Origin of the sequence: Embleya scabrispora DSM 41855, assembly GCF_000372745.1 — a bacterium.
Lineage (GTDB): Bacteria > Actinomycetota > Actinomycetes > Streptomycetales > Streptomycetaceae > Embleya > Embleya scabrispora.
Genome location: NZ_KB889723.1, coordinates 25,921 through 35,587 on the forward strand (window position 1 = coordinate 25,921; position 9,667 = coordinate 35,587).

General features: G+C 71.6%; 11 protein-coding genes and 1 pseudogene. 8 read left to right on the forward strand and 4 right to left on the reverse strand.

The window, feature by feature from the left end; translation table 11 throughout:
* Nucleotides 1-10 precede the first annotated feature (10 nt).
* Genes A3IC_RS0146040 through A3IC_RS0146050 form a run of 3 tightly spaced genes read left to right on the forward strand, consistent with a single transcriptional unit; the run spans nucleotide 11 to nucleotide 1,956 of the window.
* Nucleotides 11-469, forward strand: a complete 459-nt coding sequence (locus A3IC_RS0146040) for a hypothetical protein (protein ID WP_020556827.1) — start codon at nucleotides 11-13, stop codon at nucleotides 467-469.
* Between the two features lie 3 nt (nucleotides 470-472).
* A complete protein-coding gene (locus tag A3IC_RS0146045) occupies nucleotides 473-1,123 on the forward strand; it encodes a futalosine hydrolase (RefSeq protein ID WP_020556828.1) in 651 nt (216 codons plus the stop codon).
* A complete protein-coding gene (locus A3IC_RS0146050) occupies nucleotides 1,120-1,956 on the forward strand; it encodes a 1,4-dihydroxy-6-naphtoate synthase (protein WP_020556829.1) in 837 nt (278 codons plus the stop codon). Before A3IC_RS0146045 ends, A3IC_RS0146050 begins: the two co-directional genes overlap by 4 nt.
* A 160-nt stretch (nucleotides 1,957-2,116) precedes the next feature.
* Here A3IC_RS0146050 and A3IC_RS73900 read toward each other — a convergent pair whose 3' ends face one another.
* Nucleotides 2,117-2,500: a cold-shock protein gene (locus A3IC_RS73900; RefSeq protein WP_020556830.1), complete on the reverse strand. Its 384-nt coding sequence runs from the start codon at nucleotides 2,498-2,500 to the stop codon at nucleotides 2,117-2,119.
* A 203-nt stretch (nucleotides 2,501-2,703) separates the two neighbouring features.
* Between A3IC_RS73900 and A3IC_RS0146060 the strand changes: the two genes are divergently transcribed.
* Nucleotides 2,704-2,940 (forward strand): hypothetical protein, encoded by a 237-nt coding sequence (locus tag A3IC_RS0146060; RefSeq protein WP_020556831.1) that lies wholly within the window; start codon nucleotides 2,704-2,706, stop codon nucleotides 2,938-2,940.
* A gap of 67 nt (nucleotides 2,941-3,007) precedes the next feature.
* Here the strand turns inward: A3IC_RS0146060 and larE are convergent, their stop codons facing one another.
* Together larE and A3IC_RS72035 are read right to left on the reverse strand one after the other, a co-directional pair.
* Nucleotides 3,008-3,784, reverse strand: a complete 777-nt coding sequence (gene larE, locus A3IC_RS72030; protein ID WP_245599854.1) for an ATP-dependent sacrificial sulfur transferase LarE — start codon at nucleotides 3,782-3,784, stop codon at nucleotides 3,008-3,010.
* Between the two features lie 60 nt (nucleotides 3,785-3,844).
* Nucleotides 3,845-4,432 (reverse strand): annotated as a pseudogene (locus A3IC_RS72035) (HAD family hydrolase); the annotation flags it as partial.
* A 311-nt stretch (nucleotides 4,433-4,743) separates the two neighbouring features.
* Here A3IC_RS72035 and A3IC_RS0146070 point away from each other — a divergent pair.
* Together A3IC_RS0146070 and A3IC_RS0146075 are read left to right on the forward strand one after the other, a co-directional pair.
* Nucleotides 4,744-4,953 carry a hypothetical protein gene (locus A3IC_RS0146070; protein WP_020556833.1) on the forward strand — a complete coding sequence of 70 codons (210 nt, stop codon included), beginning with the start codon at nucleotides 4,744-4,746 and terminating at the stop codon, nucleotides 4,951-4,953.
* Nucleotides 4,954-4,959: 6 nt separating this feature from the next.
* Complete coding sequence (locus tag A3IC_RS0146075; protein WP_106669214.1) at nucleotides 4,960-5,616, forward strand: VanZ family protein; 657 nt, start codon at nucleotides 4,960-4,962, stop codon at nucleotides 5,614-5,616.
* A 20-nt stretch (nucleotides 5,617-5,636) separates the two neighbouring features.
* On the opposite strand, the gene A3IC_RS0146080 is transcribed toward A3IC_RS0146075, so the two are convergent.
* On the reverse strand, nucleotides 5,637-7,283 hold the full coding sequence (locus A3IC_RS0146080) for a DNA repair helicase XPB (RefSeq protein ID WP_020556835.1): 1,647 nt from the start codon (nucleotides 7,281-7,283) through the stop codon (nucleotides 5,637-5,639).
* Between the two features lie 192 nt (nucleotides 7,284-7,475).
* Here A3IC_RS0146080 and A3IC_RS0146085 point away from each other — a divergent pair, with 192 nt between their 5' ends.
* Both A3IC_RS0146085 and A3IC_RS0146090 read left to right on the forward strand, forming a co-directional pair.
* Entirely contained in the window at nucleotides 7,476-8,462 is a 987-nt protein-coding gene (locus A3IC_RS0146085) for an ABC transporter ATP-binding protein (protein WP_020556836.1), read from the forward strand.
* Nucleotides 8,459-9,304: an ABC transporter permease gene (locus A3IC_RS0146090; protein ID WP_020556837.1), complete on the forward strand. Its 846-nt coding sequence runs from the start codon at nucleotides 8,459-8,461 to the stop codon at nucleotides 9,302-9,304. The genes A3IC_RS0146085 and A3IC_RS0146090 overlap by 4 nt, the downstream gene beginning before the upstream one ends.
* Nucleotides 9,305-9,667: the final 363 nt, after the last annotated feature.

The following is a 9,667-nucleotide window of genomic DNA, read 5'->3' on the forward strand; positions in this document are numbered from 1 at the left end:
TCTTCCGATCATGAAGACTCGCCGCCCTGCCGCGCTCGCCGGCGCCGCCGTCCTGGGCGCGCTCGCCCTGACGGGTTGCAACATCGACAAGCCCACCCCGTTGGTGACCCTGGTCAGTGGGAGTACGTCGGTCCACTCCGAGGCCGAGTGCTACAAGGACGACGGCACCATCGACGAAGCCAAGGTCGAGGGCTGCCTGAACGAGACCAAGGTCAAGACGATCTCGGTAGACGAGGGCAACAGCTTCTCGGTCGGTGTGGACAGGAAGATCGCCGACTCCGGTTGGCTGCTGCTGTTCGACGGCAAGCCGCAGACCCAGTCGGTGATCAAGTCCACGTACTACTCCGACATTCGGCTCAAGTACGGGTCGCCGGAGAAGGGCGACGAGCCGATCGTGGTCCAGGTCGTGCAGCCCGACGGCGAAAAGGGTTATCGGGGCATCTGGTCGTTCAAGGTCAAGAAGAAGTAGCCCTTGCCCACCCTGGTGATCACCGCCGTGGCCGCCGAGCGTGATGCCGTGCTCGGCGGTTCGCGTTCGTGGCGAACGCCCGGCCCGGACGTGCTCGCCGTCGGCGCGGGCCCGGCCGCCTCCGCTGCCGGAGCCGCCGCGGCGCTCGCGCGGGGTGACTACGACCTGGTGATCAACGCCGGGATCGGCGGCGGCTTCCCGGGCCTGGCGCCGGTCGGCTCGACGGTGCTGGCCACCCGCGTGGTGGCCGCCGACCTGGGCGCGCAGACCGCCGACGGGTTCGTGCCGATCGAGGAGCTGGGCTTCGGAACGAGCGCGTTCGAGGCCGACCCGCGACTGGTCGCCCGAGTCGGTGACGCGCTGCGCGCGGCCGGCGTCCCGCTCGCCACCGGCCCCGCGCTCACCGTGTCCACCGTGACCGGCACCGCCGCGCGTGCCGCCGAGTTGGCCGAGTGGCACCCGGGTGCCGCGGTCGAGGGCATGGAGGGCTTCGGAGTGGCCACCGCCGCCGCCGCGTTCGGGGTGCCGATGCTCGAACTGCGCACCATCTCCAACGCCGTGGGCCCGCGCGACCGGGCGGCGTGGCGCATCCCCGACGCGCTGCGCGCACTCGCCTCGGCCTTCGCCGCACTCGAAGGGAGCCCGACCCGATGACCCTGTCGCTGGCCTACTCGCCGTGCCCGAACGACACGTTCGTCTTCCACGCGTGGACGCACGGCCTGCTCGCGGACGCACCGCCCGTACAGGTGCGCTACGCCGACATCGACATCACCAACGGCCTGGCCGAGCGCGGCGAACTGGACCTGCTGAAGGTCTCCTACGCGGCGTTGCCGTGGGTCCTGGACGAGTACGCGCTGCTGCCCTGCGGCGGCGCGCTCGGCCGCGGTTGCGGCCCACTCGTGCTGAGCCTGGGCGCGAGCACGCCCGCGGCGCTGGCGGGCAAGGTGGTCGCGGTACCGAGCGAACGCTCCACCGCCTACCTGCTGTTCCGGCTGTGGGCGGCGCGCCACGTGCCCGGCGGCGTCGGCGAGATCCGGGTCCTGCCGTTCGACGAGATCATGCCCGCGGTGCGCGACGGCGTCGTGGACGCCGGCCTGGTGATCCACGAGGCGCGCTTCACCTACGGGCGTTACGGGCTGACCTGCCTGGCCGACATGGGCGACTGGTGGGAGTCGGACACCGGGCTGCCGATCCCGCTCGGCGCGATCATCGCCAAGCGCTCGCTGGACCTGCCCGCCCTGGCCGCGGCCGCCCGCGCGTCCGTCGAGCACGCGTGGGCGAATCCGGCGGCGTCGCGCGCCTACGTCCTCGAACACGCCCAGGAGATGGACCCGGCGGTCGCCGACCGGCACATCGCCCTGTACGTCAACGAGTTCACCCGAGACCTGGGCGAGGCCGGCCACGCGGCGGTCACCCACCTGCTCACCCGCGCCGCCGCCGAGGGCCTGGTCCCACCGGTCCCGGCGGACGCCCTCGAACTCCCCTAGCGCGACGGCCGCACGGACCGAAAACGCCGGGCGGACCGCCAAAGCCCGCCCGGCACAATTCAGCCCGTCCGGCGCTTGAGGACAGGTCGGCCCGTCCGGCGTTCGAGGACACCGCGCAGGCCGCAAGGCCAAGCGCACCGACGCCACGCGAACAAGCGCGTCACGTGTCCAACTCGTCGGCGACGGCCCGCAGGAGTTCGGCGACCTTCGTGGTCGCGCGCTTGTCGGGGTAGCGGCCGCGTTCGAGCGTCTTGTCGACGCCTTCGAGGACCTTGAGCAGGTCCTGGATGATCGAACTCATCTCGTCGGGCTTCTTGCGGCTCGCGGCGACGACGGAGGGACGCGGGTCCAGGACGCGGAGCGAGAGGGCCTGTTCGCCCCGTCGCCCCTCGACGATGCCGAACTCGACCCGGGTGCCCGGCTTGAGCGTGTCCAGGCCCTGCGGCAGCGCCGACGCGTGCACGAACACGTCGCCTCCGTCGTCCCGGGACAAAAACCCGAAGCCCTTCTCGGTGTCGAACCACTTGACCTTGCCGGTGGGCACGGGAGACCTCGATCGTGTCGGGACGGCTTCGTCGGGACTTTTACGAGCATTTACCAGGCTGGGCGGGGCGCACACATCGAATCCGAGCAGGAACGCGTAGTGACCCCGTTCGCTCGTCCAGGCTAATGGTCGCGTTCCCGGCCGGACATGGGGATCCCGCCCCGGGCGCGTCGGGGCCGGATCGGGGCATCTACCCTGGGCGTGTGTACAACGCATCCGCAGGCCCCGGCGATCGGCTCGTCCGCATCGGCGCGGTGCTCTTCGCCATCGGAACGATCGCCACGCTCGCCACCGTCACACCGCTGCTGATCGGCGCCGACGCGCTGCCGACGGCGGTCTACCTGCTCAGTGCGCTGATGCCGGTCGGCTTCGCGGTGGCCGCCGTCGGCCTGTTCAAATCGGCCCGCAGCAGGCGCCGCCCGGTACCGAAGGCGCTCTGACACCGCGCCACACCCAGGCCCTGTCCGGTGGAACTCGGCGGGTCCACCGGGTTCGACGGGACAGGACCTAGCGGTACGACTCGGGGTCGGCCAGGAGTTCGTTCATCGAGCCCTCGCGGTAGCCGAGCGGGTCCACCTCGACGCTCGCGAAGCCGGCCTCGCGGACCGCCGCCAGGGCCGGTGCGTGACCGGCCACGGCGGCGCCGAGCGCGGCGTCCACCTCGATCCGCGCGAACTGCCCCAGGTCGCGCACGCGCAGGTTGCGGACCGGGATCCCGTCCCGGGCCAGGACCGCGCGCAACGCGGTCTCGGCCCGCTCCACCCGGGCCAGCCGAGCCGGGGTGATCGCCACTCCGAAGGCGACCCGGCTGGACAGGCACGCCGCGGCCGGCTTGTCCCAGGTCGCCAACCCCCAGGTCCGGCTGATCGCGCGCACCTGAGCCTTGGTCAGGCCCGCGTCCAACAGCGGGGTGACGGCCCCCGCCTCGGCCGCCGCGGCGATCCCCGGCCGAAAGCCCGCACGCGCGTCGTCCGCGTTGGTGCCGGTGGCCAGGTGCGCCGTCCCCGCCGCCCGCGCCACCGGCGCGAGCACCGCCATCAACTCCGTCTTGCAGAACCGGCACCGGTCGCCGTTGTTCGCGCGGTACCCCTCGCGAGCCATCTCGTCGCTGGGCACCAGTTCGTGACGCACCTTCAGGTCCGCCGCGAAGGCCCGCGCGGCGTCGCGTTCGGCGGCCGGCAGGCTCGGCGAGTCGGTGGTCAGCGCGAGCACGTTGGCCGCGCCCAGTGTGCGTACCGCCGCGGCCAACAGGAAGGCCGAGTCCGCGCCGCCGGAGAAGGCCACCGCGACACTGCCCAGACCGCGCAGCCGCTCCCGCAGATCCGCGAGCCGCAGATCGGCGACGTGCGCGTCCAACCACGCGGGAAACTCGGTCAGATCGGCGAGTACCACGTCGGCGCCGGCCGCGCGCAGGTCCTCGGCGGAGATCGGTCCGGTCGCCACCCCGACCGCGATGGCGCCCGCGGCGCGGGCTCCGATCAGGTCGCCGAGATGGTCGCCGACATACACGCTCGCCCCCGCCGCGCGCAGGGCCGCGCCCTTGTGTTCGCCCCACAGGTCACCGACCAGGTGGTCCACGGCCAGGTCCAGATGATCCAGATGCAGGCGCGCGTTGGGCTCGTGCTTGCCGGTCACCACCATCGTGCGGCCACCGTGTCGGTGCACCGCGGTGAGCGCCTCACGGGCGCCGGGCAGCACGTCCGTGCCGAGCACGGCATGGTCCGGATACAGCTCGCGATAGCGCGCGGTCACGGCGGTGACCTCGTCCGCCGGGAACCAGTTCGCGACCTCGGTCTCCAGCGGCGGCCCGAGTCGGGAGACGACCAGTGCGATGTCGACCGGGACACCGGTCTCCTCGGCGAGCACGGACCACGCCGCCCCGATGCCGGGGCGGGAATCGACAAGCGTCATGTCCAAGTCGAAACCAACCATGAGGGCATTCACCCGTTCAGCCTACGACGCGGTGCGTGCCGAACCGATGTCCGAATGCGGGCGATGCCGTGAACTGCGTATTCGTTGATCGTTTCGGCCTGTTCGTGTCAAGGGCGCATTCGATGCACTTTTCGCCACCGAGGGGCGCGCAGCCCGCGCACGGCCGGCCTCGATCCGGAGCGGCCCGCTCCCCCGACCCGCCGGGTCGGCCGCGCGGTCGACCCCTAAGGGGCGGTCATCCGCGAGGGGTAGCACCGCAGGCGTCCTGATGCTGACGCGCCCGATATGTCGATCCACGTAGCGTCGAGGACATGAGCACGATGACGCATCTCCCCGCCCCCCGATCGCTGCGGGTGCCGACGCTGCGCGACTCCTCCCCCACCGGGATCCCCTTCACCGACCTGGTCCGCGCCCGGCTGCGCCGGCCCGCCCACATCACCGCGACGCTCGCGCGCGGCACGTGGGTGTTCACCGGTACCGCCGTTCGGGTCACGCTGCTCGGTCGGCACGCCGTCCCGTGACCCCGCATGGTCCGACTGCGCGCGGGCAGACGCCCGCTCAGGCAGCCGAACCGACAGTCGGGGGTGAACACGGTGGACCCGGTGGACCCGCTCGGCACCGAGGGCGCGCGGCACACGACCGCTGCCGATCCCGCGGCGCGGCCCGAGCCGACCCGCTCACGCGGCGCCCGCGTGTTGCGCTCCGTCGCGATCGGACTCGGCGTACTGGCCCTGGTCGCGTTCGCGCTCGTACTGGCCCGGGTGACGTTCACCCCACAGCCCGAGTCGCAGGACCTGGTCACCGGGAACACCGACCCGGGCAGCTCGATCCGGTCCTACCTGGACCGCCCCGAAGTCCGGGACGCGGTCCGGCAGATCGGCGGCAACCTGGTGCTGTGCACACCGCTGGGCGTGTTGCTCCCGGTGGTCTCGGCCCGACTGCGCGGCCCGCTCCGAATCCTGCTCGCCGTCGGCGTGCTGATGCTCGTGGTCGAGGCGGTGCAGGGCTGGTTCATCGTCGGCCGCGCGTTCGACATCGACGACGTGATCCTGAACGCGACCGGCGCGTTCCTCGCCTACGTCTTCCTCGGCCGGCACCTAGCCGCCCGGGTCCACCCCCGCCGCACTCCATGGTGGCGGCGGGAGCGGACCACGAAGGCACTCGAGGAGCGCCCCACGGAGTGACCGAACGCCCCGGCTCCCGGTTACTTCTGCTTGTCCAGGTCGTCGGAGTCGACGATCCGGTACGCGTAGCCCTGTTCGGCGAGGAACCGTTGCCGATGTGCGGCGAAGTCCTGGTCGATGGTGTCGCGCGCGACCACCGAGTAGAAGCGCGCGCCCCGGCCGTCGGCCTTGGGCCGAAGCACCCGACCGAGCCGCTGGGCCTCCTCCTGCCGCGAGCCGAACGAGCCGGACACCTGGATGGCCACCGTCGCGTCCGGCAGGTCGATCGAGAAGTTCGCCACCTTGCTGACCACGAGCGCCTGCACCGCGCCGGTGCGGAACGCGTCGAACAGCCGCTCGCGTTCCTTGTTGGTGGTCTCGCCCTTGATCACCGGCGCGTTCAACACCTCGCCCAACTCGTCGAGTTGGTCGATGTACTGCCCGATGATCAGGGTCTGTTCGCCGCGGTGCTGCTCGACCAGTTCCTTGACCACGCGGGTCTTGGTCGCGGTGGTCGCGCAGAAGCGGTACCGCTCCTCGGGTTCGGCGGTCGCGTAGGCCAGCCGCTCGGTGTCGGTCAATGTCACCCGGACCTCGACGCAGTCGGCCGGCGCGATGTATCCCTGGTTCTCGATCTCCTTCCACGGCGCGTCGTAGCGCTTGGGACCGATCAACGAGAACACGTCGCCTTCGCGACCGTCCTCGCGCACGAGCGTCGCGGTCAGGCCGAGCCGGCGCCTGGCCTGAAGGTCGGCGGTGAACCGAAAGATGGGGGCGGGCAGCAGGTGGACCTCGTCGTACACGATCAGGCCCCAGTCCCGGGAGTCGAACAGCTCCAGGTGCGGGTAGACACCCTTTCGGCGCGTGGTCACCACCTGGTAGGTGGCGATGGTGACCGGCCGGATCTCCTTGCGGGTACCGCTGTACTCGCCGATCTCGTCCTCGGTCAGCGAGGTGCGCTTGACCAGCTCGGACTTCCACTGCCGGGCCGAGACCGTGTTGGTGACCAGGATCAGCGTGGTCGCCTTCGCGGTCGCCATCGCCGCCGCGCCGACCAGCGTCTTGCCCGCGCCACACGGCAGCACGACCACGCCCGAGCCGCCGTGCCAGAAGCCCTCGACCGCTTCCTGCTGGTACGGGCGCAGCCCCCAGCCGTCCTCGGCCAGTTCGATGGGGTGCGCCTCGCCGTCCACGTAGCCCGCGAAGTCCTCCGCCGGCCAGCCGAGCTTGAGCAGCACCTGCTTGATCTGGCCACGCTCGGAGGGGTGCACCACCACGGTGTCCGGATCCACCCGGACACCCACCAGCGGCATCATCTTCTTGCTGCGCAGCACCTCCTCCAACACCGCACGGTCGGTGCTGGTCAGCACCAGGCCGTGAGTGGGGTGCTTGGACAGCTGGAGCCGGCCGTAGCGGCCCATCGTCTCGGCGACGTCCACGAGCAACGCGTTGGGTACCGGGTACCGCGAGTAGCGCAGCAGCACGTCCACGACCTGCTCGGCGTCGTGGCCCGCGGCACGCGCGTTCCACAGGCCCAGCGGGGTCAGCCGGTAGGTGTGCACATGCTCCGGGGCGCGCTCGAGCTCGGCGAACGGAGCGATCGCCCGACGGCAGTCGGCGGACGCCTCGTGCCCCACCTCGAGGAGCAGGGTTTTGTCGGACTGGACGATCAGCGGGCCATCGGGCACGGGCCAACCTTTCCGCATGGTGGAGGGGACGGGACCAACAAGTCTCAACCATCCGCGTGGCGGCCGTGTTCCGAAAACCATTTGTCATCGGCAGGAGCAGGCTTCAGGGGCACTACTGCCCAGGGAGGAGCGCCAGACCCATCCTTACGGAGGAACACACAAACCGGCCCGTCTACCTACCCTGGATACTTGATGGCGCAACAAAAGTCGTCGGCCTCCGACGATCGGGTTCCCCGTCCCGATCGCACCGCCGCCGAGACCCCCGAGCAGGCCGGCGAACCGACTGGTCCCGCCGTGTCCACGCGTGCCCTGACCCGGGACTACGGCGGTGGCACCGGAATCTTCGGCATCGACCTGACGGTGCCGCGCGGCTGCGTCTACGGCCTGGTGGGGCCGAACGGTGCGGGCAAGACCACGCTGTTGTCGATCATGGGCGGCACTCGTCGATCGGATTTCGGCGAGGTGCTCTTCGGTGTCGACCGGCGTCGTGTGGCGGTGTCCACGGACGTGCCCGAATTCGAACCGTGGCTGACCGCGTCCGAGGTGGTCGAACTGGCCGGAAACCTCGTCGATCGACGGCTGCCCCGGGAGAAGATCAAGGTCGCGCTGCATCGCACCGGCCTGTCCGGCTGCGCCGATCGCAAGGCCGGCTCGCTCTCCCGCGGCATGACGCTGCGGCTGGGCCTGGCCGCCGCCCTGGTGGCCGACCCCGAACTGCTCATCCTGGACGAGCCCACCTCCGCGCTGGACCCGCGCGGTCGGGCCGACGTGCTCGACCTGGTGGCGAGCCTGCGCGAACACACCACGGTGGTCTTCTCCAGCCACATCCTGGCCGACGTGCAGCGGGTCTGCGATCAGGTGGGCGTGATGCGCGCGGGCCGGCTGCTCTACCAGGGGTCGACCGCCGAGCTGGTGGACACGCACATGCGGCCGAGCTGGCTGGTCCGGGTGCGCGGCGGCGGCACCGACCTGCTGCGCGCGTTCGCCGCGGAGAACTGGGTCGCGCGCGTGTCGTCGCTGCGGCCCGGGCTGTTCCGGGTCGAGGCCCGATCGCTGGAGGCCGGTGAGCGGCACCTCGCCGAGGTGCTCAGCCGCAGCTCGGCCCGGGTGGTCTCGGTCGCGCCCGAGGAGTCGGACCTGGAGGCGGCATTCCTGTCCATCACCGGTGGTCCGCGATGACCCGATCCGGCGCCGTGCAGGCGCCCGCGTCGACCCAGCCGACCGCGCCCGCGACCGTGGCCCGCGTCGAGCGGGTGCCGCGCGGGCCGCGCCGACTGGGACTGTGGCGCCTGGAGTGGCTGCGGCTGGTGCGCACCCGGCGGTGGCTGCTGCTCCTGGTGGCCTATCCGGGCGTGGGCCTGATCGGCCCGGTGTTCGCCAGGCACCGGGACCGGATCGTCGAGGCGCTGCACATCGACGCGGTGGCACCGGCGGGCGGGATGCGGGCGGACAGCGGGATGGCGGTGTTCACGTACACCGTCGGCCAGGTCAGCGTCCTGGTCGGGCTCGCACTGATGGCGAGCGCCCTGGCGGTCGACCATCGCCCCGGACTGGCCGCCTTCCATCGCACCCGGATGCGCCGCCCGCGCGATCTGGTGCTGCCCCGATACACGGTGACCACGGCGGCGGTCGCGCTGGCCTACCTGCTGGGCAGCCTGATCGCGTGGGCTCAGGTGCACTGGATGTTCGGCCCGCTGCCGGCCGAAGCCGTCTTCTACGGGTCGCTCTACGGGATCGTGGGCGTGGTGCTCGAACTCAGCGTGGTCGCCGCGATGGCCGCGTTCCTGCGCCGACCCGTGGCGATCTTCGGCGCGACCCTGGTCAGCTTCGTGCTGATGCCGCTCGCGGCGTTGTGGCGCCCGGTGCAGGGCTGGTTGCCGTCCCAGCTGTTCAACTCCCAGGTGGACCTGCTGCGCGGGCACACGCCCGACGAGTTCGGCGACAACCTCGCGCTGTCCCTGGTCATGTCCGCACTGTGCGTGTGGCTCGCGGTGTGGCGGATCGGGCGTCGGGAGATGTGAGGGGGCGCTGACGGGCGGGGGGTGGCGTGCGGGGGTGGCGCACTATCCGACGCCCCTCCTGCGGGGGCCGTGGGGTTGGTAGGGCGGGGTCGGGGGTGTGGGGGCGGGGAGCGGAGACGGGGGTGTGGGGGGCGGGGCGAGGGCGAGCGCGGGGAACGGGACGGGGCCGAGACGCGGGCACCACGAACAGGGCGGGCGCGGTCGCAGGCACGGCGAGCAGAGCGAGCGCGGTCGCAGGCACGGCGAGCAGAGCGGGCGCGGTCGCAGGCACGGCGTTGCTTTTTGTTGGGCGACTTCGTCGCCGGCTCGCGAGGCACCGCTTTTTCTTTCCCCCGCTTCGCTCCTCCAAGAAAAAGCGGCCCC

Bases quoted from the DNA above. Each gene is read 5' to 3' on its own strand.
- A3IC_RS0146040 (WP_020556827.1), top strand. From the start codon at position 11: ATGAAGACTCGCCGCCCTGCCGCGCTCGCCGGCGCCGCCGTCCTGGGC.
- A3IC_RS0146050 (WP_020556829.1), top strand. From the start codon at position 1,120: ATGACCCTGTCGCTGGCCTACTCGCCGTGCCCGAACGACACGTTCGTC.
- A3IC_RS0146070 (WP_020556833.1), top strand. From the start codon at position 4,744: ATGAGCACGATGACGCATCTCCCCGCCCCCCGATCGCTGCGGGTGCCG.
- A3IC_RS0146075 (WP_106669214.1), top strand. From the start codon at position 4,960: ATGGTCCGACTGCGCGCGGGCAGACGCCCGCTCAGGCAGCCGAACCGA.
- A3IC_RS0146085 (WP_020556836.1), top strand. From the start codon at position 7,476: ATGGCGCAACAAAAGTCGTCGGCCTCCGACGATCGGGTTCCCCGTCCC.
- A3IC_RS0146090 (WP_020556837.1), top strand. From the start codon at position 8,459: ATGACCCGATCCGGCGCCGTGCAGGCGCCCGCGTCGACCCAGCCGACC.